The organism is Erwinia sp. AC075, from assembly GCF_979253995.1.
In genome coordinates this window covers 1498459-1523293 of record NZ_CEEDEU010000001.1, presented here as the reverse complement: position 1 = coordinate 1523293, position 24835 = coordinate 1498459, and the positions used below count along the sequence as shown (strand labels likewise).

Annotated in this window: 20 protein-coding genes; 12 read left to right on the top strand and 8 right to left on the bottom strand. The window is 56.9% G+C overall.

What is annotated here, in order from left to right:
• Positions 1-17: 17 nt before the first annotated feature.
• Together xylB and dalD are read right to left on the bottom strand one after the other, a co-directional pair.
• On the bottom strand, positions 18-1487 hold the full coding sequence (gene xylB / locus AC0IXH_RS07115) for a xylulokinase (protein WP_471720257.1): 1470 nt from the start codon (positions 1485-1487) through the stop codon (positions 18-20).
• 10 nt (positions 1488-1497) lie between these two features.
• Entirely contained in the window at positions 1498-2892 is a 1395-nt protein-coding gene (gene dalD / locus AC0IXH_RS07110) for a D-arabinitol 4-dehydrogenase (RefSeq protein WP_471721133.1), read from the bottom strand.
• A gap of 170 nt (positions 2893-3062) precedes the next feature.
• Here dalD and AC0IXH_RS07105 point away from each other — a divergent pair, with 170 nt between their 5' ends.
• Together AC0IXH_RS07105 and smrA are read left to right on the top strand one after the other, a co-directional pair.
• A complete protein-coding gene (locus AC0IXH_RS07105) occupies positions 3063-4016 on the top strand; it encodes a sugar-binding transcriptional regulator (protein WP_471720256.1) in 954 nt (317 codons plus the stop codon).
• A gap of 88 nt (positions 4017-4104) precedes the next feature.
• A complete protein-coding gene (gene smrA, locus AC0IXH_RS07100; protein ID WP_471720255.1) occupies positions 4105-4677 on the top strand; it encodes a DNA endonuclease SmrA in 573 nt (190 codons plus the stop codon).
• A 12-nt stretch (positions 4678-4689) separates the two neighbouring features.
• Here the strand turns inward: smrA and AC0IXH_RS07095 are convergent, their stop codons facing one another.
• A complete protein-coding gene (locus tag AC0IXH_RS07095; RefSeq protein ID WP_041692291.1) occupies positions 4690-5613 on the bottom strand; it encodes a LysR substrate-binding domain-containing protein in 924 nt (307 codons plus the stop codon).
• 297 nt (positions 5614-5910) lie between these two features.
• Between AC0IXH_RS07095 and AC0IXH_RS07090 the strand changes: the two genes are divergently transcribed.
• Both AC0IXH_RS07090 and hglS read left to right on the top strand, forming a co-directional pair.
• Positions 5911-7230 (top strand): MFS transporter, encoded by a 1320-nt coding sequence (locus AC0IXH_RS07090; protein WP_471720254.1) that lies wholly within the window; start codon positions 5911-5913, stop codon positions 7228-7230.
• A 97-nt stretch (positions 7231-7327) separates the two neighbouring features.
• Positions 7328-8683 carry a 2-oxoadipate dioxygenase/decarboxylase HglS gene (hglS, locus tag AC0IXH_RS07085; RefSeq protein ID WP_346567869.1) on the top strand — a complete coding sequence of 452 codons (1356 nt, stop codon included), beginning with the start codon at positions 7328-7330 and terminating at the stop codon, positions 8681-8683.
• Between the two features lie 34 nt (positions 8684-8717).
• Here the strand turns inward: hglS and AC0IXH_RS07080 are convergent, their stop codons facing one another.
• Positions 8718-9152, bottom strand: coding sequence for a DoxX family protein (locus AC0IXH_RS07080; RefSeq protein ID WP_105759087.1), 435 nt, complete (start codon positions 9150-9152; stop codon positions 8718-8720).
• A gap of 190 nt (positions 9153-9342) precedes the next feature.
• On the opposite strand from AC0IXH_RS07080, the gene AC0IXH_RS07075 reads away from it, so the two are divergent.
• Together AC0IXH_RS07075 and AC0IXH_RS07070 are read left to right on the top strand one after the other, a co-directional pair.
• Positions 9343-10875 carry a carboxylesterase/lipase family protein gene (locus AC0IXH_RS07075; protein ID WP_105759086.1) on the top strand — a complete coding sequence of 511 codons (1533 nt, stop codon included), beginning with the start codon at positions 9343-9345 and terminating at the stop codon, positions 10873-10875.
• 219 nt (positions 10876-11094) lie between these two features.
• A complete protein-coding gene (locus AC0IXH_RS07070; protein WP_013202040.1) occupies positions 11095-12765 on the top strand; it encodes a methyl-accepting chemotaxis protein in 1671 nt (556 codons plus the stop codon).
• Positions 12766-12783: 18 nt separating this feature from the next.
• Here AC0IXH_RS07070 and AC0IXH_RS07065 read toward each other — a convergent pair whose 3' ends face one another.
• Positions 12784-13632 (bottom strand): LysR substrate-binding domain-containing protein, encoded by an 849-nt coding sequence (locus AC0IXH_RS07065; RefSeq protein ID WP_471720253.1) that lies wholly within the window; start codon positions 13630-13632, stop codon positions 12784-12786.
• Positions 13633-13750: 118 nt separating this feature from the next.
• On the opposite strand from AC0IXH_RS07065, the gene AC0IXH_RS07060 reads away from it, so the two are divergent.
• Together AC0IXH_RS07060 and AC0IXH_RS07055 are read left to right on the top strand one after the other, a co-directional pair.
• Positions 13751-14920, top strand: a complete 1170-nt coding sequence (locus tag AC0IXH_RS07060; RefSeq protein WP_471720252.1) for a methionine aminotransferase — start codon at positions 13751-13753, stop codon at positions 14918-14920.
• A 22-nt stretch (positions 14921-14942) separates the two neighbouring features.
• Complete coding sequence (locus tag AC0IXH_RS07055) at positions 14943-15722, top strand: transporter substrate-binding domain-containing protein (RefSeq protein ID WP_013202043.1); 780 nt, start codon at positions 14943-14945, stop codon at positions 15720-15722.
• A 69-nt stretch (positions 15723-15791) separates the two neighbouring features.
• Here the strand turns inward: AC0IXH_RS07055 and pepT are convergent, their stop codons facing one another.
• Positions 15792-17024, bottom strand: a complete 1233-nt coding sequence (gene pepT, locus AC0IXH_RS07050; RefSeq protein WP_134824056.1) for a peptidase T — start codon at positions 17022-17024, stop codon at positions 15792-15794.
• A 195-nt stretch (positions 17025-17219) separates the two neighbouring features.
• On the opposite strand from pepT, the gene AC0IXH_RS07045 reads away from it, so the two are divergent.
• Both AC0IXH_RS07045 and AC0IXH_RS07040 read left to right on the top strand, forming a co-directional pair.
• Positions 17220-17648, top strand: coding sequence for an OsmC family protein (locus AC0IXH_RS07045; protein ID WP_013202045.1), 429 nt, complete (start codon positions 17220-17222; stop codon positions 17646-17648).
• 282 nt (positions 17649-17930) lie between these two features.
• The gene (locus AC0IXH_RS07040; protein ID WP_013202046.1) at positions 17931-19523 is read left to right on the top strand and encodes an ABC transporter substrate-binding protein; all 1593 of its coding nucleotides are present in this window, start codon (positions 17931-17933) and stop codon (positions 19521-19523) included.
• Between the two features lie 32 nt (positions 19524-19555).
• On the opposite strand, the gene AC0IXH_RS07035 is transcribed toward AC0IXH_RS07040, so the two are convergent.
• A complete protein-coding gene (locus tag AC0IXH_RS07035) occupies positions 19556-20389 on the bottom strand; it encodes a helix-turn-helix transcriptional regulator (protein ID WP_013202047.1) in 834 nt (277 codons plus the stop codon).
• Between the two features lie 618 nt (positions 20390-21007).
• Positions 21008-21931, bottom strand: a complete 924-nt coding sequence (locus AC0IXH_RS07030; protein WP_013202048.1) for a LysR family transcriptional regulator — start codon at positions 21929-21931, stop codon at positions 21008-21010.
• Between the two features lie 159 nt (positions 21932-22090).
• Here AC0IXH_RS07030 and AC0IXH_RS07025 point away from each other — a divergent pair, with 159 nt between their 5' ends.
• Together AC0IXH_RS07025 and AC0IXH_RS07020 are read left to right on the top strand one after the other, a co-directional pair.
• On the top strand, positions 22091-23518 hold the full coding sequence (locus AC0IXH_RS07025) for a M20 family metallopeptidase (protein ID WP_013202049.1): 1428 nt from the start codon (positions 22091-22093) through the stop codon (positions 23516-23518).
• Positions 23515-24801, top strand: a complete 1287-nt coding sequence (locus tag AC0IXH_RS07020) for an MFS transporter (RefSeq protein ID WP_013202050.1) — start codon at positions 23515-23517, stop codon at positions 24799-24801. The genes AC0IXH_RS07025 and AC0IXH_RS07020 overlap by 4 nt, the downstream gene beginning before the upstream one ends.
• The last annotated feature ends 34 nt before the right edge of the window (positions 24802-24835 follow it).

Sequence of the window (24835 nt, the reverse complement as noted above, 5' to 3'; positions counted from 1 at the left end):
ATGGCGTCCGGGATGATTTAGAAACCGAGTGCGCGAGCCTCGCGCTGTTGTTGATAGAGCAAGCGGAAATAAGCCAGCCGCTTTTGCAGCCGCTGATGGCGGCCAGCCTCAGGCAGATAGCGGGTTAATTCGGCAGGCTTGCGGCAGACCACGGCTTCGTCACCGCCATCAGCCAGCCAGCCTAATCGCGCGGCGCCCAGCGCACCGCCAGCTTCACCGCCCTGATGGGTAACAATCGGGATATTCAGCGCGTCAGCCAGCAGTTGCGCCCACCACGGACTGCGGGCGCCGCCGCCGATCAGTGAACAGCTGTTGATGCGGGTGCCCGCCTCCTCCAGCACCTGCAGGCCGTCAGCCATGCCAAAGGTCACGCCTTCCAGCACGGCATAGGCCAGTGACGATCGCTGGGTGGCGTGCGTCAGCCCATGAAACGATCCTGTCGCCTGCGGGTCGTTGTGCGGCGTGCGTTCGCCCGATAAATAAGGCAGAAACACCGGCGCGTTGAGCTGTTCAGCAGCACTTAAGGTGGCCACTTCCGCTAACAGCGTGGTTTCTGACGCTCCCAGCAGATCGCACAGCCAGCGCAGCGCACTGGCAGCCGTCAGCATCACGCTCATCTGGTGCCAGCGCTCAGGTAACGCATGGCAAAATGCATGGACCGCAGACGCCGGATTAGGGCGGAAGCGATCGTTAACCGCGAACAGCACGCCGGATGTGCCCAGAGAAATAAACGCATCGCCCGCATTGACGGCGCCAATGCCCACCGCGCTGGCCGCATTGTCACCGCCGCCGCCGGCGATGATCACCTCATCACGCAATCCCCACTGGCGGGCCAGTTCCGGTTTGAGTTTTCCCGCAGGTTCAGATCCCTCAACCAGGCGCGGCATATGATCGCGAGTCAGGCCACAGGCAGCCAGCAGGCTGTCGGACCAGTCTCTCTTCGCCACATCCAGCCAGAGGGTGCCCGCCGCATCCGACATATCACTCAGTTTCTCACCGCTCATTTCCCAGCGCAGATAGTCTTTTGGCAGCAGGACGCTGGCCGTCTGGGCGAAAATTGCCGGTTCATGGCGCGCCACCCATAACAGCTTGGGCGCGGTAAAACCGGGCATCGCCAGATTGCCGGAAATCGCCGACAGATCGGCGGCTAATGCCATTAGCTCCTGGCATTCTGCGGCACTGCGGGTGTCGTTCCATAAAATGCACGGACGCAGCACCCGATTATCACCGTCAAGCAGCACGGCGCCATGCATCTGGCCGGAGAGTCCTATCGCACGGACGCTGGCCCAACGTTCGCCGACTTTTGAACGCAGGCTGCTGACCGCCTGTTGCAGCGCCTGCCACCATTCAGCCGGATCCTGTTCAGACCAGTGCGGATGAGGGCGCTGCACCGTGAGTTTCGCGCCTGAAGTGGCGATAATCTCACCATGCCGATCGATCACCAGCGCCTTGATTTCCGACGTTCCCGCATCAATTCCGAGATACATAACCGGCTCCTTATTCGCTTACCGGCTGCGGATGTCTGGCCCAGCTTTGCAGGCTGGCGACCGAACGCTCCAGTAACGCGGCAAACTCTGCGCGCTGTGACAACGGCCCAAACAGGGTGGCATCGGCGGCATAGCGCGCCAGCGCATCCTTATGGCTGAACATCTCATGGCGTGCCGCTGCATCAAGAGCACCGTCCTGATAGTCATAAGGCAGATCCTGTTGATGCCAGCGTTGCAGGAACAGGAAGAACAGCGCCGGGAGCAGCGAGGTCGCGCGCGGCGTTTCGCCCCGTTGGTAGGTTTCCATCAGGGTGGGGGTAATAAAACCAGGGATCTTCGAGAGACCATCGGCGGCCACGCGCTGGTTTGTGTCGCGAATATACGGATTCGCAAAGCGGGCCAGCACCACGTCGCGGTAGTTCTCAAGATCTAACGGGCTTGGCAACAACGACGGGATCACGTCCTGAGTGACATACTCCCAGGCCATCTCTTTAATTTCCTGGGTCTGAGTACTCTGGTGAATAAAGTCCTGCCCGACCAGCGTCCCGGCCCAGGCAATGCAGCTGTGGCTGGCGTTCAGGATGCGGATTTTGGCTTCTTCCCATGGCAGCACGGAGTCGACCATCTCCACATTGACCTTTTCCAGCGCCGGTCGTCCGGCGGCAAAGTCATCCTCAATTACCCACTGGATAAAGGCTTCCGCCATTACCGGCGCGTTATCGGCAAAACCGGTGGCGTCCAGCACGCGTGGCGCGATATCGGCAGTCGGACGCGGCGTAATACGGTCGACCATGGTATTGGGCGAGGTGGTATTTTCCGTAACCCAGGCCAGTAAAGCCGGCTCGTTGCGCAGTTTCAGAAAGGTGAGGAAACCCTGGCGGAAACGTTCGCCGTTATGCCGCAGGTTGTCGCAGTTAAGCAACGTCAGCGGATTGCCGTGCGCGGCCATGCGGGCCAGCAGCACGCGGGTCAGGGCACCATAAATCGTCCGTGCCTCTCCCCGCAGATCGGCTTTGATATCCGCATGCTCAGGGTCTAACTGGTGATCGTTATCCAGAAAATAACCGCTCTCGGTCACGGTAAAGGCAATCACTTTAGTACGCGGATCGGCGCCTTGCTTGATCAGCCCTTTAAGCTCCGCGTCCCACGGCACCAGGGTTTTTATTGAGGTAATTTTCTCATACTGACGTTCCCCTTCCGGGGTGACGGTTTCCAGCGTGTACTCGCCATTTTGCGCGGCCAGCGTGTTAAACAGCGGTACCGCATCATCGCGAATATTGCTGAGCGCGATCTCCCAGCGGCAGTCACCCTGTGCCATCAGGCGATGCAGATACCAGGCCTGATGGGCACGGTGAAAGGATCCTGCACCAATGTGCAGCCAAATCGACGGGGTCGCAGTGGTCATCATTCTCTCCTGATTTTGGGCTTTTGCTCTCAAAGGGGGCTTTTGCCTGATGCGTTATAGCCTGCGGATTCTGCGCTCGACTGTCTGCGGGATAGATCACAAAATTTGCTTTTGCCCGATGGTCGGGCAATTATTCAGAGTAAGCTGGAAAAAAATCGCGGAGCAACGGAATGAGTAAGCACAATAAGAAACTGGATCAGGCTGCCAGAGCCGCCTGGATGTATTACGTCGCTGGCGAAACCCAGCACGACATTGCCGACAAGCTCGGCGTATCACGCCAGGTGGCCCAGCGTCTGGTGGCGCTGGCGGTAGAGGAGGGCCTGGTGAGCGTCAGCATTACCCATCCGGTGGCTGACTGTATGACGCTGGCCGAACAGTTGAAAACCCGGTTCAATCTGCAGGTCTGTCAGGTGGTACCGTCGGCGGGAGTGGATGGCGAAGGCTTGCAGCAGATGATCGCGGTTGCCGGCGCGGAAGTGATGGCACAAACGCTGAAACTGGAAGACGCGCAGACCATTGCTGTCGGCTCGGGCCGCACCTTGCGGGCAACCATTGATGAACTGCCCGAGTTTGACCGGCCGCAGCACAGCTGCGTGTCGCTGATTGGCGCAATCGCCAGCGATGGTTCCTGTACCCGCTATGACGTTCCGCTGTGGATGGCGGAGAAAACCCAGGGCCGCTATTTTATTCTGCCTGCGCCGCTGTATGCCGACAGCGTAGAAGACCGCGATCTGTGGTGCAACCACCGCATCTATCGCACCGTCACCGATAAAGCGGCCAGTGCCGATATCATGTTCGTTGGCATCGGGCAGGTTGCCGCAGGCTGCCCGCTGAATGCCGACGGCTTTATCACCGACAGTCAGGTGAGCACGCTGGAATCGCTGAAGGTGGCGGCAGAAATGCTCGGGCACTTTATCGGCGAGGATGGCCAGCGGGTGCCAAGCGAGTTAGATCGGCGGCTGACCAGCGTGGAACTCACCGCGCAGACGCAACGTAAAGTGATCGCCTTTGCGGGCGGTGAGGACAAGCATAAAGCGATCGCCGCCGCATTACGGGGACGCTGGGTGACCGGGCTGATCACCGATGAGGCCAGCGCCCGTTACGCGCTTTCTCGGGGCGATTAAGGGGATAGCTTCCGGCGAGACTTTTGCTAAACTTGCTGGGTGGAGCCATTCTCCACCTCCGTTTTTTTGACCTCCGGGGGACCGCAAGATGAATCTTGACGAGCAGGATCTGTTTAAAGATGCGATGGCAATGGACGACGTTAAGCCGCTAAAGGATTGCGCCAATGTTCACTGGTTGAAATCCCCCTCAACCAAATCACCCCGCAGCACCCTGGAAGACTTGCAGCTGGATAATCCCCTGACCAGCGGTTTTCTCACCATTATCCCACGCGAAACGCCGTTAGAATTCAAGGCCGAAGGTATTCAGCAGGGCGTTCTGGATAAGCTGCGCCACGGAAAATATCCCGCCAACGCCACGCTGAATCTGCTGCGGCAGCCGGTGGAAACCTGCCGACAGACGCTTTACAGCTTTATGCTGCTGGCCGAGCAGGAGAACTACCGCAATCTGTTGATTGTGCACGGTAAAGGGCGGGAAGATGATTCACATGCCAACATCGTGCGCAGCTATCTGGACCGCTGGTTGCAGCAGTTCGATCTGGTACAGGCATACTGCTGCGCGTTGCCGCAACATGGCGGCAGCGGGGCCTGTTATGTGGGATTGAAGAAAACCGAGCAGGCCCGGCTGGAAAACCGCGAACGCCACGCCAAACGCAGTCGTTAAGTGTTGTGCTGGCTACCCTGAATGAGATTTACGCACGGTAGCCAGCAGCACTTCCGCGCTAAGGCTTAACGGCGCGCCGGTACAGGTAATGATGCCCACCGATTCACCAGGCCCGTGCGACGCAATCGGCAACGCGGCCAGCGACTGATGCAGCAAATCCTCTTTGATCGCGCCCGACGGCACAAACCAGACGTAATTGTAACGCAAGGCAAGCTGCCGGGCGAGGGACGTCGCCGACGTTTCCACCAGCGTGGACGGCAAGCGGCAGCCCTGTTCTTTGATCATCTCATCCGCCAGACGCCGGGGTGCCGTGCCTTCCGGCGAAATCACCACCGGCCAGGACAAGGCTTTGGACAGCGTGACGTTGTCACTCAATAGCGGATGATCGGGCCGCACCACCAGCCGTAAATTTTCCATAAACAGCAGTTCATAGGTCAGTCCGGTCATCATTTCCGGATCGGCCATACGACCAATGCCGACATCAAATTCTCCGGCTCGTAAACCGGCAATCAGCACATTATTGTGCAGGGTAGCCACCTGAACAATCGCCTGAGGTTGCAGCTGGTGGAAGCGATCCAGTATCGACGGCAGCATCCCCAGCGCCACGGTAGTCAACACGCCCACGCGCAGCACCGCCGGCTGATCAATCTCTGCCGGGCTGAAGGATTGCCCGGCGTGATTCAACGCATCAAGGATCCTCACCGCATGGGTCAGGAACTGCTCGCCCATAGTGGTTAACTGCGCGCCCAGCCGCCCGCGATCGAATAACCGTGCACCGGCCAGCTCCTCAAGTTCGTTAAGGGTCTTGGACAGCGCAGGCTGGCTCAGCGACAGCGTTTCGGCGGCACGACCGAGCGTCCCTTGCTGAGCAACGGCGACAAAAGTGTGCAGATGGCGCAAGCGAATGCGCTGATTAAACAGGTAATTTTTATCCATAACCCAGCGTAAGTAGCAGGCCAGCCAACTGGCAAGGCGCATAAGAGAGATTTGTTAACCTTATTGCAAAATTTAGTTAACATTTACGGCTTTTGCACAGTTTTCCATCACTTTTAACCGCGTTCATAGCGGCTAAGTATCAAAGCGCATTATCAAACCGGCCTTTATTCACCGCTGTCGTAACGGTTGTTCCTTAATAAGACAGGTCAACACGCAGACAATCCGTTATCATAGCCGACACTTTTTTTCAGGAAACGTCGCCAGCCCCTGACTGCTGCTGGCCCATGGAGCGCTAACGTGGAGAGTACCGCTGCGATTGATGTGCGTGCCTTAATTAATCAAGGCAGCATCAGCCGTTACCAGCAAAGGATTATTGCCCTGTGCTTCGCCGTGGTGGCAATGGACGGCATGGACATTGCCCTGATGGGGTTTATTGCACCGGCGCTGAAAAGTGACTGGGGCGTCAGCACTCATCAGCTTGGGGCGGTGATCAGTGCCGCACTGATTGGCCTGGCGCTGGGGGCGATGCTGGCAGGTCCGCTGGCCGACCGGTTTGGCCGTCGGGTGGTGATCATCAGCAGCGTGTTCTTCTTCGGCTTATGGACGCTGATGACCGCGCTGTCGCACAACGTCGATCAAATGATGCTGTTCCGCTTCCTCACCGGGCTGGGGATGGGCGCGGCAATGCCCAATGTCGGCACGCTGGTGGCGGAATACTCTCCTGAACGTAAACGCGCCTTCATTATCACCGTGGTGTTCTGCGGCTTCACCTTTGGTGCGGCGGGCGGCGGATTTGCGGCGTCGTGGTTGATCCCCACCTTCGGCTGGCATGCGGTGCTGGTGGTGGGTGGAATTTTACCGTTACTGATGGTGCCAATCTTGCTGAAGGGATTGCCGGAATCGGTGCGGTTTCTGATCGCCAGACAGGCGCCCGCTGAACGCATCCGCCAGATCGTCGCAAAAATGGCACCGGACCAGGCACTGAACGGGCGTCAGTTCGCCATGGCGGAAAAACCGCAGTGCCACGGCGCGGCGCGGCTGGTGTTGAGCCGTCCTTACCTGCTGGGCAGCACGCTGCTGTGGGGCGCCTATTTTATGGGGCTGTTCCTGGTGTATCTGATCGGCAGCTGGTTGCCTTCGCTGGTGAAAGACATGGGGATGACGGTCACGCAAGCGGCGCTGGTCACCGCGATGTATCAGGCAGGCGGCACGGTGGGTTCGCTGTTTGCGGGCTGGATGATGGACCGCTTCAATGCCAACCTGGCGCTGGCAGCGATCTATTTTACCGGTGCCATCGCCACGGTGGCGATTGGCTTTGCCCCAGCCCACACGCTGGTGCTCAGCCTGGTGGCCTTCTGCAGTGGTTTTTGCCTGAATGGCGCCAATACCGGAATGAACGCGCTGTCTGCCAGCTATTATCCCACTCACGCCCGTGCCACCGGCTCCAGCTGGATGCATGGCGTCGGGCGGGTTGGCGCGATCCTCAGCGCGTTTGCCGGCGCGCAAATGCTGTCGATGGGCTGGAACATCACCGAAGTGTTTAGCAGCCTGGCGATCCCGGCGGTGCTGACCTCATTACTGCTGCTGGCGAAATACCGTTACGGCTACCGTCGCTAACCCGCAATCCCGGGGCCGATCACAAATTACCAATAATTTTTTCCGGCTCCTGCGCTTTCCAGTAATCTGACTGCATCACTGCAATAAGGGTCAGAAAATGGAAAGTAGATGGGTGTCTGCCGATAGCCTTCGCGCCGGGTTTGCCAGTGCGATGTCGGCGATGTATCAGCAGGAGGTGCCGCAATATGGCACGCTGCTGAAACTGGTCTCACAGGTTAATGCCGAGGTGCTGGCGCAGAATCCGGCCCTGAAACAGCAGCTTGAGCGGGACAATGAGCTGTCGCGGTTAAGCGTTGAACGCCACGGCGCAATTCGGGTGGGCACCGCGGCTGAACTGGCTATGTTGCGGCAGGTGTTTGCCATTATGGGCATGTATCCGGTCGGCTATTATGACCTTTCTCAGGCCGGGGTGCCGGTTCACTCCACGGCGTTTCGTCCGCTGGACGATGACGCGCTGAATGCCAATCCTTTCCGTCTGTTTACCTCGTTACTTCGTTTAGAGCTGATCGACGATCCTTCCCTGCAGCAGCAGGCGGCAGAAATTCTGGCCGCGCGCGATATCTTTACGCCGCGCTGCCGTGAACTGGTCAGCCTGCATCAGCAGCAGGGTGGATTGACCGAGCAGCAGGCGGAAGAGTTTATTCCGCAAGTGCTGGAAACTTTCCGCTGGCATCAGCAAACCACCGTTGACCAGGGCACCTATCAGGCCTTACTCGACCAGCACCGTCTGATCGCCGATGTGGTCTGTTTCCCCGGCTGCCATATCAACCACCTGACGCCGCGCACGCTGGATATCGATCGCGTGCAGGCGCTGATGCCAGACGCGGGCATCACGCCGAAAGCGATCATCGAAGGGCCGCCGCGTCGCGAGGTGCCGATCCTGCTGCGGCAGACCAGTTTTAAAGCGCTGGATGAGGCGGTGCGTTTTCGCGACGCGCAGCAGGGCACGCACACCGCCAGGTTTGGCGAGATTGAACAGCGGGGCATTGCGCTCACTGCCAAAGGCCGCGAGCTGTACGATCGCCTGCTGCAGGAGAGTGAAACGGGCACTGACAACCGCGTTCACCAGCAGAAGCTGGGCGACATTTTCCAGGCCTTCCCGGATGATGCCAAAACCTTACGCGTGCAACAGCTGGCCTGGTTTACTTTCCGCCTGAGCGAAAAGGGCCGCGCGCTTCCTGAGCAGATTGCCGCGCAGCAAAATATCGAGACTTTACTGGATGCGGGGCTAATCAGCGCCACGCCAATGATCTATGAGGATTTCCTGCCGGTCAGTGCCGCCGGGATCTTCCAGTCGAATTTAGGCAGCGAAACCAAAGCACGGAGTCAGGGCCACAGCAGCAAAGCGGAGTTTGAAAAAGCGTTAGGCGCGGCGGTGCAGGATGAAATTGCACTCTATGCCCAGCGGCAAAAAGCCAGTCTGGCGAGATGTGGTGTGACGCAGATGAGCTAAAAAAACCGGGGCATGAGCGCATGCCCCGGTTTTTTTACTGTAAACGTGGATTTTTTATTAGCGCATATTTACCCGCGCCGAGGAACATAATCGCCAGCGCACCAAACAGGTAAAGCGCCTCGCCTTCCAGCGCCCAGGCCCCTACGTTGGTACGGTCCCAAATCGCGCCGGTTTTGACCAGCAGCGTGGCCACCACCAGATTCACCGCAATCACAAATGCGGCCGGACGGGTCATCAGACCGATAATAATCATAATCGGGGCAACAATTTCCCCAATATACGCGCCGTACGCTACGAAGCCGGGTATGCCATGCGGTTTCAACATATTGGCAATCCAACCGACGCCATGGATTACCTTAAATTCGCCATGAAACAGCAGCAAAATGCCAAAGGTCAGGCGCAACACCAGCTTGCCGAAATCAGGACGATCGGTCAGGCGGGAAAAACCATTATTCAGGGCCGAAAACATGGTCAAATCCTTTCAGATAAGGGGAGAGGAAAACATAATCAAAAATGAACAGCGATGAAACTCAAATCCTCTGAATCTCTCTTTCAATCGATTTGCTGTCCGCTCAGCATAATCTGCAAATGGCCGCAAAGATTGGACTTTCGTCTCACGGCTGCAAATAATGATTAGCAGGCTATTTCAGGATGAGATGATGAGACACGATCGTTTGTTAAGGACCAGTACCGCGGAAGGACGGCTTCGCGGAAGTCTCGAGGACGGTGTTTTTGTCTTCAGGGGCGTTCCCTATGCGTCACCACCTGTGGGTGCGTTACGCTGGCAGCCGCCTAAACCCGTCAAACCGTGGCAAGGTGAGCGCGATGCCACCGCCTGGGGAAATGCCAGCTGGCAGAACCGGGAATATTGTCTGGCGGTAGGCGGAGGCGATCCGGGTAACTTTAGCGAAGACTGTTTGTATCTCAACGTCTGGACTCCCGATCTGGAACCGGCTCGTCCACTGCCGGTGATGGTGTGGATCCATGGCGGCGGTTATGCCATGGGCGCGGGCGGTCTGGCACCTTATAACGGACTGCCGCTGGCTTCGCGCGGGGTGGTGATCGTCACCATCAACTACCGACTGGGCCATATGGGCTTTTTTGCCCATCCGGCGTTAGACAAAGAGTATCCGGCGGGTGAGGTGGTGAATAACTTTGCCTTGCTCGATCAGATTGCCGCGCTGCAATGGGTACAGCGCAATATCGCCAGCTTTGGTGGCGACAGCAGCAACGTCACCCTGTTTGGCGAATCTTCCGGGGCGCGAAGCGTTCTGTCCCTGTTTGCTTCGCCGTTGGCCGCCGGGCTTTTCCACAAAGGCATTGCCCAGAGCGCCTATACGCTGCCGGATGTTCCCCGCCAAAAAGCCCTCAACACCGGCGTCAGGCTCGCCAGCCATTTCGGGCTGGAACAGGCAACGGCCGAGCAGCTGAGGGAATTGCCTGCTGACGCCTTCTGGCAGCTGGACAGCTCGCTGGCTAACGGACCGGTGGCCATCGCCGGCGACTGTGTGTTACCGGAACCGATGCTCAGCGTCTTCACCGCCGCGAAACAGCTAAAACTGCCGCTGATGATCGGCAGTAACAGCGATGAAGCCAGCGTACTCAGCTACTTTGGCGTTGACCCGGCAAAAGTGATTGCCGGAGTACGCCAGACGCAGCGAATCGGGCTGCGGCTGAAAATGATCCGCATGATGTACGACGGCGTGTATGACGACAGTGAGCTGGGCCGACAGGTGGCCCGCGATATGACCTTCACCACCATGGGCTATATCGCCGCGCTGGCGCAGCACCGCAACGGCATGCCGGCGTGGCGGTACTATTTTGATTATGTCTCTGAAAACGCGCGCGATCTGTATGTGAACGGCACCTGGCACGGTAACGAAATCCCCTACACGCTGGATACGCTGGACGCCTTCGGTGACGAGATAAGCGATCGACCGTTTACCGACAACGATCGGGCATTCGCCAAAAAGGTCAGCGACTACTGGCTGAGTTTTGCCCGAGATGCCAGCGCCTTCTCGCATCAAATCGAGGGCGAGATCAACTGGCCGGCCTGGCGTCCGTGGGAAGACAAGGTGATGCGCTTTGGCGTCAAGGGGCAGGCGGTGCTGAAGTTGGAAAAGCGCTTTATGCGCCGACGGACCCAGTTGTTCCGTCTGTTGATGAAAGGGATGGTGCGGTTAAACGACTAGTTGCGTAACATAATTATTTCCCCGCTAAATCGAATGTTTTGGCGATTTTTGCCTTAAATGACTTTGGCAGCAAGGACTTAACTGATATGGAGGTCAGTCTAAGTTTTTGAATCGCCAGCGGATATCCCCTCAGTTTTTCTCACTCCGTGCCGATAATAGCGGATAAGCGCCCGATCTTTCAGGCGATGTAATCCGCATTAATACCGTTACGGAGTAGTTATGAACCTGTTAAAAAACTTTACCATCCGCAGCGTGATGCTCTGGATCCTCGGGCTGTTCTGCCTGATGTGGTCTGCCGTCGGCATGTACAGCGTCTATTCCCTCAATGCGCTGGGCCACGGAAATGAGGTCGATCGTGAACTGGTCAATCAGATGACCACCCTGAGCAAAGGCAACGATCAGTATTTCCGCTTTATCACCCGCCTGACGCGTGCCGTGGAGTCCCGCCAGTCTGGCAGCGCCTCTGCTGCGGCGGATATGGCGTCGGTGCAAAAGGCGCTCGATAACATGTCTGCGTTGCTGGCCGATTTTAAAGCCCAGTCACCGGGGCCGATGGATGCGGGCTATTCCGCAGCGGTGATCGGCAGCTGGCAAAAGCTGCTGGATAACGGCGTGCTGCCACAGATGCAGCTGGCACAGCAGGGCAATATGGATGCGTTTCGGCGCCAGGCGACCGGCGTCACGCCAGCCCTGAGCCGCGAGTTCGGAGCCACCGTCGACAAATTCAATCTGGCGGCGGGTCAGAAGCTGGATACCACCCGCGTTACCGTTGACCATCTGACCGATGTCACCAAAATTGTCATTGTGCTGTCGGTAATCGTCGGCCTGTTTATCTTGCTGTTTACTGACCGCTACCTGGTCAAAATGCTGGTGCGTCCGCTCGACGGCATGCGTGAGCATTTCCGCTTGATTGCCGATGGCGATCTGAGCCATCCGCTGGAAGATATCGGTCGTAACTGCGTCGGAAAACTGGTGCCTCTGCTGCGTGCCATGCAGGACAGCCTGCGTGAAGCGGTGAGCGCCATCCGCAGCGGTACGGACAATATCTATCGCGGCGCGGCTGAAATCTCTTCCGGCAACAACGATCTCTCTTCTCGCACTGAAGAGCAGGCTGCGGCGCTGGAACAAACGGCGGCGAGTATGGAACAGCTGACGGCCACGGTGAAATTTAACGCCGACAACGCCCGTCAGGCGAGCGACCTGGCGCAGAATGCCTCGGTCACCGCCAGCAAAGGCGGCAAGCTGGTGAATGATGTGGTCACCACCATGCAGGGCATCGCGGGCAGTTCGAAGAAGATTGCCGAGATCACCAGCGTGATCAACAGCATCGCCTTCCAGACCAATATTCTTGCGCTGAACGCGGCAGTTGAAGCCGCGCGGGCCGGTGAGCAGGGCCGTGGCTTTGCGGTGGTCGCCAGCGAAGTGCGTAACCTGGCGCAGCGCAGCGCCGGTGCAGCGAAAGAGATTGAAATGCTGATTGCTGACTCAGTTTCCCGCGTGGAAAAAGGATCGCTGTTGGTCGGTGAAGCCGGCAGCACCATGGACGCGATCCTCAGCGGCGTGGTGGAAGTGACCGAAATCATGAAGCAGATCGCTTCGGCTTCTGAAGAACAGAGTAAAGGGATTTCGCAGGTCGGTACGGCGATCACCGAAATGGACAGCGTCACCCAGCAGAACGCCTCGCTGGTAGAGCAGGTGTCGGCAGCGGCCAGTCAGCTGGAACGCCAGACGGAAGAGCTGACCCTGTCGGTCTCGAAATTCCGCCTGTCGCCCGTGTCTGCCGCAGCAGCGCCCGCACCGGCTGCCTATGTTAAGCCCGCCGGCGGTATGACGCGCGCGCTGACGGCTAAACCGGCGGCGGCTTCGGCAGATGAGTGGGTATCGTTCTAAGGGTTGTGCCCGCGGAATTCACCGCTGGCATAACCACGCCACCAATGCAGCCAGCTGCGGTGGCGCTTCTTCCGGCGGGCGCTGGATCAGACTGTAGACTGCGCCCGTTTTCACCGTCTCACTGAACGGGGCGATCAGCCTCTTCATCGCCAGATCCGCTGCGATCAGGGTCACATCGGCCACCGTCACGCCAAATCCCTGAATCGCCGCGCTGATCGCCAAATCCATGGTATCGAAATGCTGGTTGCGCTTCAGCAACACCGCTGACGGCTGCTGGCTTAACCACAGCTGCCAGTCACGCCCGTCGGCGGTGGGATGCAAAAAGGTGAAGCCTGAGAGATCGCTGACTGCCATCGGTTTTTCAGGCTGCAGGCTGGCGGCGATAACCGGCGTCAGCTCCTCATCAAACAACCGGCAACTGCCGACTGGCTGGCTGCCGTAGAGGATCGCCACGTCATGATTATCCAGCTGGGTGCTGTGGTCGACGGTGCTGGTTAGCGAGACGTGGAGATCGGGTTGCGCCTGCTCCAGCGCCACCAGTTTAGGCACCAGCCAGCGCATGGCACAGGTCGGTGCCTTCAGCCGGATCACGCCATGGGTTTTGCTGGCCTGTTCGGCCGCCTGCATCATCTGTTCGAAGGGGGTTTTCATTGCGGGAAGCAGGCTGGCGCCCTGAGCGGTGAGGGTCAGGCCACGGGCGTGGCGATCAAACAGCGCAAACCCCAGCCAGTTCTCAAGCGAAGCGATTTTGCGGCTAACGGCGCCCTGGGTGATGCACAGTTCCCCGGCAGCGCGGGTCAGATTCAGGTGCCTGGCAGTGACAATGAAGGCATGAATTGCATTGAGCGGGAGCGTGCGCCGTGACATTGTTTGCCTCTGAGCTATGTTTAAAAGTCATAGCTATTATGACAACAATTCGCTTGTCGGCTCAAGTGTGCTCACGTTGAATAGAGACATTGCGCATTCCACCTCCAACGGAGACAGCATGACCATCAAATCCTCTGTACAGCAGCGTTCAAAATTACCGGATGTTGGCACCACCATTTTCGCCGTGATCGGCCAACTTTCTGCCCAGTATAACGCCATTAACCTGTCCCAGGGCGCACCCAACTTCCCGTGCGACGAGGCCTTGATCAACGGCGTCACCAAAGCCATGGAGCAGGGGCATAACCAGTATGCGCCGATGACCGGGCTGGGAGCGCTGAAAGAGGTGTTAGCCAGCAAGGTGCAGACGCTGTATGGCCAGCAGTATGACGCGGCCAGCGAAGTGCTGATCACCGGCAGCGCCAGCCAGGGGATTTATGCGGCAATCGGTGGTCTGGTGCACAGCGGCGACGAAGTGATCTTCTTTGAGCCGGCGTTTGACAGCTATGCGCCGGTGGTTCGCTTGCAGGGCGGTGTGCCGGTCGGCCTGAAGCTGCAGGTGCCGGATTTCGCCATCGACTGGGATGAAGTGCGCGCCTCAATTACGCCGCGCACGCGGATGATTATCATCAACACCCCGCACAACCCGAGTGCTCAGGTGCTGTCGCGGGCCGATCTTGATCAGCTGGCGGCCATCACCCGCAACACCAATATCGTGGTGCTGTCCGATGAAGTCTATGAACATATCCTGTTTGATGGTCGCCAACATCAGGGCATGGCAACGCATCCGGAGCTGGCTCAACGCAGCGTGATCGTCTCATCGTTTGGCAAAACCTTCCACGTCACCGGCTGGCGTGTTGGCTATTGCCTGGCCCCGGCGGAGCTGATGGAAGAGATGGTCAAGGTTCACCAGTTTATGATGTATTCCGCCGACACCCCGATGCAGGTTGCGTTTGCGGATTACCTGCGCGAACCGGCTAACTATCTCGGACTGGGGGAGTTTTATCAGCGTAAGCGCGACATGCTGGCGGAACTGATGAAAGCGTCGCCATTTACGCTGCTGCCGTCGGCCGGTTCGTTCTTTATGTTGGCCAGCTATGCAGATTTCAGTGACGAATCTGACAGCGAAATGGTAAAACGTTTGATTGTTGATCACGGTGTAGCAACTATCCCACTTTCGGCGTTCTACACGGATGGTACTGACAATAAATTGATCCGTCTCTCTTTCGCAAAAGACGAAGCCACACTGAAGGCGGGCGCTCAGGCGCTGTGCCAGGTGAAGCCTCGCTAATAAATCTCCTGAGGGGAAGTTGATGAAGAAACTGAATGCACTGTTTGTGGCTGTAGGCCTGCTCTCTTCCATGTCTGCACTGGCGCAGGAAACGCTGCGTTACGGTCTGGAATCGCAGTATCCGCCATTCGAAAGCCGCAACGCCTCCGGTGAGCTGGAAGGGTTCGATATCGAGCTGGGCAAAGCGATTTGCCAGGCGGGCAATTTTAAATGTAGCTGGGTAGAAAGCAGCTTTGATGCTCTGATCCCGGCACTGGCGGCGAAGAAATTCGACGCCATTAACTCGGCGATGAACATCACCGAAGCGCGCATGAAAAGCATTGGCTTCACCAAACCGATTTACCGTATTCCAAGCCAGCTGATTGGCAAAAGCGGCTCAGGCCTGCAACCGACCGTTGACTCTCTAAAAGGGAAAAACATCGGCGTGTTGCAGGGCTCAGTGCAGGAAACCTTCGCCAAGAAGCATTGGGAACCGCAGGGCGTGACTGTCACCTCTTATCAGGATCAGAACCAGGTTTACAACGACATGGTTGCTGGCCGTCTTGATGGCACGCTGGTGATGTCCGCAGCGGGTCAGTCTGGCTTCCTGGAAAAGCCGCAGGGTAAAGGCTTTGCCTTTGCGGGTGGCGCGGTAGAAGACACGCAGATCCTCGGCGTGGGTATCGGTTTTGGCCTGCGTAAAGACGATGCCAAACGCAAGCAGGAACTGGATGCGGCTATCACCAAAGTTCAGGCTGATGGCACCGTGACCAAGCTGGCGGCGAAATTCTTCCCAGGCATTGATGTTGCGGTTAAAGAATAACGTGCGGGCGTGAAGTCACGCTAAGAGGCAGAGTGAAAAGGGGCGAAGAAATTCGCCCCTTTTTTGTTTTTATTTCGCCGCCAGCAGGCAGAGCTGCTCTGCCACCAGGTAGGACTTCACAAACGAGGGCACCGGCAGGAACTCAAACTTCGAATGGAAGTTATGCGCACCGGTAAAGAAGTTTGGCGTCAGCAGCCCTTTGGCGGAAAGCGCCGCGCCGTCTGTGCCGCCGCGCATAGGCGTCACTTTCGGGGTGATATCCAGTGCTTCCAGGGCGGCAAAGATCAAATCAATGGCGCGACGATCTTCGCCGATCGCATTGCTGATATTGCTGTAGGTATCGGTAATGGTAAATTCCACGCTACCGGTCGGGTACTGCTGGCGGATTTTCTCGGCCACATCGGCAACTTTCTGTTTGCGCTGCTCAAATGAGGCCAGGTCAAAGTCACGAATTGAGGCCTTCAGCCGCGCTTCGTTGGCGTTGGCGGTCATATCATTAAACCAGACATAGCCTTCGCGGCCTTCGGTATGTTCAGGGGTTTCGAAACGGTCGAACTCACCGACAAAATCCATTGCCATCAGCAGCGGATTGACCAGCACGCCCTTGCCGGACATTGGGTGCGCGGTCACGCCGGTCAGCCGGATTTCAGCCGCCGCCGCGTTAAAGTTTTCATACACCACTTCACCCAGCTCACAGCAGTCGATGGTGTAGGCAAAATCGACATCGAAGCGCGATTTCAGATCGAGGGCTTTCGCCCCACGCAGGCCGATTTCTTCATCAGGCACAAACGCCACCACGATATCGCCGTGCGGCGTGTCGTGAGTCAGATTTTCCATCAGCGTCATCACCACGGTGACCGCCGCTTTATTATCCGCACCCAGCACGCTGGTGCCGTCACTGAAGATTACGTCCTGGCCATGATAGGCATTGATTTCCGGGTGTTCCGCAGTGCGTAACCAGATATCTTCCTGCTGATTCAGGCACAGGTCTTTCCCTTCAAAGCGCAACGTCTGCGGATGGATATGCGGAGACAGACCAACGTCGACGGTATCAATATGGGTGATAAAGCCGATGCGGGGTGCAGCAGGGCGGTTACCCGGTTTAACGGCGGTGACGGTAGCGAATTCATCAATCACCACATCCTGTAATCCCAGTTCACGCAGTTCTTCGGCCAGCATTTTAGCCATATTGTGTTGTTCAGGCGTGCTGGGCAGAACCTTAGCCGAGGCATCACTCTGGCTGGTGACGGCAAGGTAACGGTAAAAACGGGTGCTGAGCTGGCTGGCCAGTTGCTGATTCATCCTGTCTTCCTGTGTCTGTGTGGGGGTAAAGCGGATTTGTTATAACTATCAGAGAGTCAGGCCCAGGTCAAAGCCCGGAGCGGAGAAATGACGGGGTGGACTGGTCAGTAAATAGCCAGTTGAAAGGCTTCTTCCGGCGAAGCGCTGAGAAGCCACTATACTGAATGTTCATGATAAACAAACAGGAGGACAGTCATGACCATTCATAAGAAAGGGCAGGCGCACTGGGAAGGCGATATTAAGCAGGGTAAAGGCACGATCAGCACCGAAAGCGGCGCGCTGAAAGAGCAGCCATATGGCTTTAATACCCGTTTTGAAGGCAAACCAGGCACCAACCCGGAAGAACTGATTGGCGCGGCCCATTCGGCTTGTTTCTCAATGGCGCTGTCGCTGATGTTAGGCAATGCGGGCTTCACCCCGGAAAGCATCGATACCGTGGCCGATGTGTCACTGGATAAGTCGGGTGATGGTTTTAAAATCACCAAAATTGCCCTGCAAAGCCAGGTCAAACTGCCGGGCATTGATAGCAGCAAATTCGATGAAATTATCAACCAGGCGAAAGCCGGTTGTCCGGTCTCTCAGGTGTTAAACGCTGAGATTACCCTCGAGTACAAGCTGAACTGATCCTTCAGTCTTCTTGACGCTCTGTGTTCCCTGCCATCCGGTGGGGAACAGTCATTTTACCCCCCGTCCTACCCTCACTTCTCTGTGACATCTCGTCAGACGCCACTCGCTTTTCAGGTGGATATTTCACCGATCCCGCACGTAAATAATTTTCAATCATTTGAAATATAACCCAATCTTATGGTCAAAAATGCGTCTTTTTACTGGCTCCCTCTGGCGATAGCGATTAGATTGTTAACTGTTCAGGACAGACAATAAAAGCACTTTAAAGTGAGGATGGAGATGAGAAAATCAGTATTAAGGACGGCCGTTGCCGCGTTGGCATTGGTTGTGGCTTCTGGGGCCGCGGCGAAAACGCTGGTGTTCTGTTCGGAAGGATCGCCGGAAAACTTTAACCCGCAGTTATACACCTCAGGGACCAGCGTTGATGCCAGCGCCGTGCCGGTATATAACCGGCTGGTGGATTTTAAAGTGGGCACCACAGAACTGATCCCGAGTCTGGCAGAGAGCTGGGATATCAGCCCCGATGGTAAAACCTACACCTTCCATCTGCGGAAAGGCGTAAAGTTCCAGAGCAATAAAGCCTTCAAACCGACCCGCGACTTCAACGCCGATGACGTGATTTTCTCGTTTATGCGGCAGAAAGATCCAAAAAACCCGTACCACAATGTCTCTAACGGCACCTACGCCAACTTTGAAAGCCTGGAGTTTGGCTCGCTGATCCAGAATATTGAAAAAGTTGACGACAACACCGTGCGCTTTACGCTGGCCCATGCAGAAGCGCCGTTCCTCGCCGATCTCGGCTGGTACTTTGCCTCGATTCTCTCGGCTGAATACGCTGACGCGATGTTAAAAGCGGGCACGCCAGAGAAGGTCGATCAGGTGCCGATCGGGACCGGACCTTTTGAGCTGGTGCAGTATCAGAAAGATTCGCGCATCCTGTTCAAGTCCTTCCCGGAATACTGGCAGGGTAAAGCCAAGCTGGATCGGCTGGTATTCGCCATCACGCCGGATGCGTCGGTGCGTTTAGCCAAGCTGGAGAAGAACGAGTGTCAGGTGATGCCGTTCCCGAATCCCGCCGATTTGCCGCGCATGAAAGAGAATAAGGATTTGGTGCTGATGCAGAAGCCCGGCCTGAACACCGGTTTCCTCGCATTCAACACGCAAAAGCCGCCGATGGATAACGTTAAGGTCCGTCAGGCGCTGACCATGGCCATCAATAAGCCGGCGATCATTCAGGCGGTCTTCCAGGGAACCGGCACCGCAGCGAAGAATCTGTTGCCGCCGGGCGTGTGGAGTGCCGATCAGGATCTGAAGGATTACGACTACGATCCTGAGAAAGCCAAAACCCTGTTAAAAGAAGCCGGCATCAAGCCGGGCACCACTATCGAGCTGTGGGCAATGCCGGTTCAGCGTCCGTATAACCCGAACGCGCGCCGCATGGCGGAGATGATCCAGGCCGACTGGGCGAAAGTGGGCGTCAATGCCAAAATCGTCAGCTTTGAATGGGGTGAATACCTGAAGCGGGTGAAGGATGGTGATCATCAGGCCGCGCTGATGGGCTGGACCACCGCAACCGGCGATCCGGATAACTTCTTCGGTCCGTTGTTCAGCTGTACCTCGGCCAACGGGGGCTCGAACTCCTCGAAATGGTGTTACAAGCCGTTCGACACGCTGATTACCGAAGCCCGTAGCGAGCAGGATCATAATAAACGCATCCAGCTTTACCGCCAGGCGCAGCAAATCATGCACGATCAGGCCCCTGCGGTGATGATTGCCCATTCGACCATCTTTGAACCGGTACGCAAAGAGGTGACCGGCTATGAGATCGATCCGTTTGGCAAACATATCTTCTATCAGGTTGATATGAAGTAATGCCGGTGGCCCTCGTTGACGGGGGCCGTCGTTTATCCCCTTTGCTGTTGACGCCAGTGAGCGATCAGCGTGGCAGTTTTTTCCCGGTCGATCGGCCGGGAAGGGGTATAAATCACCAGGCCCAGATCGGCGCGGCCATCAACGGCAAACGAAGAGTATTCGAAATTGCACTCGCCCACTAACGGTAGGCGCGTATGTTTGATGCCCTCGCCGTACTGCTGAACATCATAATTTTGCCAGATGGTGTTGAATTCGCTGCTGCTCTGGCAAAGCTCATCAATCAACGGTTGCACGGAATCCATGGCACCGGCGCGCATCACTTCCGATCGGAAAGCCGCGACGGCAAACGTGGCATCCTGCAGCCAGTTCACCATATGCTCTTTCACGCGAGGATCGCCAAACAGGATCCGCAGAATATTCCGCTGTTCGGGCGCCATTTTGCTGTAGTCCTTCAGCACCGCACGCGCGGCTTCGTTCCAGGCAATGATGTCCCAGGTCGGGGTTTTCACCATCGCCGGACTGTATTCCAGCGAGTCCAGCACCCGCTGAAGTTGCGGAGAGATGGGCTCCCAGGCCTGATAATGCACCTGCGGCGCACGCTGCTGCGCCAGGAAAAACAGGTGTTCGCGTTCCACCGGCGTCAGTCCCAGCGCTTCAGCAATACGGTTGAGCACTTCAGCCGAAGGCGAGCCGCCGCGGCCTTGTTCCAGCCAGGTATACCAGGTGGCGCTGACGTTGGCGCGGTTGGCCACTTCCTCCCGCCGCAATCCCGGCGTGCGGCGGCGGATAGGAGAAATACCGAAATCTGCCGGATTCAGCTTCGCACGCCGATCTTTCAGGTAACTGCCCAGTAATTTGCTGTCCACGTTATGGCTTCCTCAAGAATGACTTACAGGGGTAAGTTGTTTGGTTGCTCTGTTTATTGCTGTAGCAAGTCGTCTGGATGCTTCGGTGACCTCGTCAGGGCGCAAAGTCGTTGTTAACCTTTCCCTCAGTGCTGGCTTAGTTTGCCGCTGTTACAGAGCAAGTCGTCTGGATGGTCTGGTGGACTGTTCAGGGAGAGAAGTTTGAACGCAACGTCGCCGTGCACCCATCCCTGGGGGCTCAGCGGCGACATCCCTGTCGCCGATGCTTTGCTTATCAACCTTCTCTCCCTTCCCCAAGGCTTCATTGTTGCCTGTTTCAATGGGGTCACACAAATCAAAACCTACTTCCCAGTGCCTGGATCCTTTATGTCAACGCCATTCCATCACACCTGCTTTGACCTGTGTATCCACCAGGCCACCCAGCGACACTAATGTTATGGGGTGGCGGCATAGAGCCCGGTAGCCGAGTGTCTGCGGCAGGGATGCCGCAGCCAAGCCCCCAGGGATGGGTTCACGGCGTCTCGGATACCGGGCTCTATGCTGACGCCAAACCCCCGAGCCGGTGTTGACCTAAATCCTTCGACCTTAATGCCTTTAAACTTAAAACCGCATACCCACTCAGAACCCATACTCGCTACGGAAAAATTCATTCTGCTGCTGCAACTGCTCACTGACAAAGGTGAGAAACAGATTCAGCGCTGCGGATCGCTGGCGGCCGTTGACCGTTTGGACCTGAAGCGTGCGCTGGGTGAGCTGATCGATGCCGATAGACCGTAATGCCAGACCGTGCTCTTTGGCCTGATACAGCACGGTAAACTGGCTGCAAATGGTGATTGCCTGCGGGTTTTGCTGCAGGAAAAAATAGAGCGTACTGAAATTATTGCAGGTGATCGCCGGCTCGATAAAAGTACCGCTCATCTGGCAGGAGAGCTCAAACAGCTGGCGGACGGTGGTGCCCTGATCGGGTAACGCCACGGGGAAGGCCTGCAAATCCTTTAGGGTAAACGCCTTTTTCGCCAGCGGATGGGACTGTTGCATCACGATCAATACCGGCGCAGGGAAAGAGGCCACGACATCGACGCCTCTTTCCGGCTGCAGGCTGAACTGAAAAGCAACATCACACTCTCCCCGGCGCAGGATCTCCGCCACTTCCAGCGCGCTGCCCACGGTCAGATTAAAACTGACCGACGGATTCAGATGACGAAACTGCGAACAGAGCGCGGGCAGCAGGCTGAACGCCATGCCGTCAGTGCAGGCAATACGCAGCGCGGTTCTTCTCACCGCTTTCAGCCCTTTGATTTCCGCCATCGCATGTTCCATATCCATCAGGCTCCGGCGCACATGATTTTCAAAAATCTTCCCGGCATCGTTCAGCACCATACCGCGCGCATGTCTGTCGAACAGCGGGGCGCCGATTTCCGCTTCAAGCTTCTGGATCTGGCGACTGATGGCCGAAACCGCGACAAACAATTGTTGGCTGGCGGCACTCAATGAGCCGCAGTTGGCGACGGCCAGAAAATAGCGAATTTCAGAACTGTGCATTGCTTTGCCTTCTGCTGGTGCATGCTGCTTAACTGTGCAATCTTGCCTTGCTTTAAAAGCAACGCGTGTTTGATATTTTGATGATTGTGGCAAACCCCGATTTTAGCTTAGATGGATGCAGAACATAACAACAAACAAGCAAACACAACGGGCGGACCTATGACGGGTGAACAGGCAGTGGCGCAGGCCACAGCGTATTTTGATAGCGGCGAATTTAAACAGGTACTGGCACGACGCGTTGCCTTGCGTACTGAAAGTCAGCGCAACGATCGTGATGAAGAACTGCAGCGCTACCTTGATGAAGAGATTGCCCCGGCGATGCAGGCGCTTGGGTTTACGCTGACCCAGCTTGAAAATCCCAGCGCACACGCACGCCCTTTTTTAGTGGCCAGCAGAATCGAAGATGCAGCCTTACCTACGCTGCTGTGTTACGGACATGGCGATGTGGTATTTGGCGATGATGAAAACTGGCGCGAGGGGCTGGATCCCTGGCAACTGACCGAAGAGGGCGACCGCTGGTACGGCCGTGGGAGTGCCGATAATAAAGGACAGCACACGGTAAACATCGCGGCGCTTGAGCAAATCTTCCGCGCGCGCGGCGGCAAGCTGGGCTTTAACTGCACGTTCCTGTTTGAAATGGGTGAAGAGATCAGCTCACCTGGCCTGGCGCAAATCTGTGCCGAAAACCCAGAATTGCTGAAGGCCGATATCTTTATTGCTTCTGATGGTCCACGGCTGAATGCGCAGCGCCCAACGCTGTTCCTCGGATCGCGTGGCGCGGTAAACGTCCGACTCAGTATCCATGCGCGCGACCGCGATTATCATTCGGGTAACTGGGGCGGTTTACTGACCAATCCCGGAACTCAACTGGCTAACGCGCTGGCCTGCGTGGTCAATCAACATGGTCAGCTTCAGGTTGCAGCGCTCAAACCGCCGGCGATCTCCGCTGCCGTGCGGGAAATCCTCAGTGATATTGATGTTCTGGACAGCACCGATGGCCCGCAGATTGAGGTTAACTGGGGCGAAGCCGGTTTGACGCCAACCGAACGCTTATACGGCTGGAATACCTTCGAAGTGCTCTCACTCCTGACCGGTAATCCAGAAAGGCCAATGAATGCCATTCCCGGCAAAGCTACGGCGGTGTGCCAGCTGCGTTTTGTGGTCGGCACCGACTGGGAAAATATCGCTCAGCATCTGCGTCAGCATCTCGACAGTCATGGCTTCAGCCAGGTTGAGGTAGAAGTACTGCGAGGATCGCCTGCAACCCGGCTTGACCCACGCGATCCGCTGGTGGACTGGGCGCTTCAGGCGATGTCCTCAATTAGCGGGAAAAAACCGGCGCTGTTACCCAACCTCGGCGGCTCGCTGCCAAATGATGTCTTCGCTAAAATCCTCGGCTTGCCGACGTTATGGGTGCCGCATTCCTATCCCTCCTGCGGTCAGCATGCCGTTGATGAACATATGCTGAAATCCATTGCCCGCGAAGGGCTGCAAATGATGACCCAGCTGTTGTGGGAGCTGGGCGAGAAGGGCGCGGATCTGCTGGCCAGCCATCAACAGTATCAGCAGCAGGAGAAGACGGTATGAGCAGCGTCGTTCACCCGCAGTCTGACACGTTAAGCACCACGCCGAACCTGTATAAAACCCTGTTTGCCACCTGCGTGGGCAATGCTCTCGAATGGTTTGATATCGCGGTATACGGCTTTTTCGCCAGCTATATCGCCCATGCGTTTTTCCCCACTCAGGATCCCGCCGTTTCCCTTTTGCTGACCTTTGGCAGCTTTGGCGTGTCCTTCCTGATCCGGCCATTGGGGGCGATCGTACTGGGCGCTTATGCTGACCGCGTCGGGCGCAAAAAGGCACTGATGATGTCGATCACCCTGATGATGGTCGGCGGGCTGATCATTGTGCTGATGCCGGCTTACGGCACCATCGGCCTGATCGCGCCAATCATGATCCTGCTGGCGCGACTGATTCAGGGGTTCTCTGCAGGTGGCGAGTTTGGCAGTTCCACCGCCTTCCTCGTTGAACACTTTCCTCATCGCCGCGCATTTATCGCCAGCTGGCAGTTCGCAACCCAGGGCGCGAGCACCCTGTTAGCGTCGGCGTTCGGACTGGGATTAACCCAGTGGCTAAGCGAAGCGCAAATCCAGGACTGGGGATGGCGCATTCCTTTTGCTTTCGGACTGTTAATTGGCCCGGTCGGCCTCTATATTCGTCGGCATGTGCATGAACCCGCCAGCTTTGTCGCGCAGGAGAAAGCTCATTCTCCGCTGAAATTGCTGGCCGGGCAGCAGAAGAATCTGATGCTATTGGCCATCGGACTGATGGTGATCTCGACCGGCATTAACTACATGCTGAATTATGTCCCCACCTATGCCACCAAAAGCCTGCACCTCTCTGGGACGGCGGCGTTCAGCGCCACCCTGTTAGCCGGGGTTATTCTGACGGTGGTCACGCCATTGATGGGGCTTTGGGCGGAGAAAATAGGGCGCACACCGCTGATGTGGGGATCGCTTATCTTGCTGATCCTGACGATTTACCCGGCCTTCCTGCTGGTGGTGAACCGTCCTACGGCGGGAATGCTGCTGATGCTGGTGGGATGGATGGCGTTGCTGAAATCGGTTTATTTCTCGACGGTGCCGTCAATGATGGCCGATCTGTTCCCAATGACCACCAGGGCCAGCGGGATGGCGATCAGCTACAACATCGCCGTGACGGTGTTTGGTGGCTTTGCGCCCTTAATCTGTACCCTGTTGATTACCGCTACCGGAACAAGTTTAGCGCCAAGCTATTATCTAATGGCACTGGCATTGCTCAGCGGATGGGCGTTGTATAAAACCCAGTCGCTAAAACGCGTAACGGCATAACGAAAAAATGCACCTCTATTGTCCGCAGGCAACG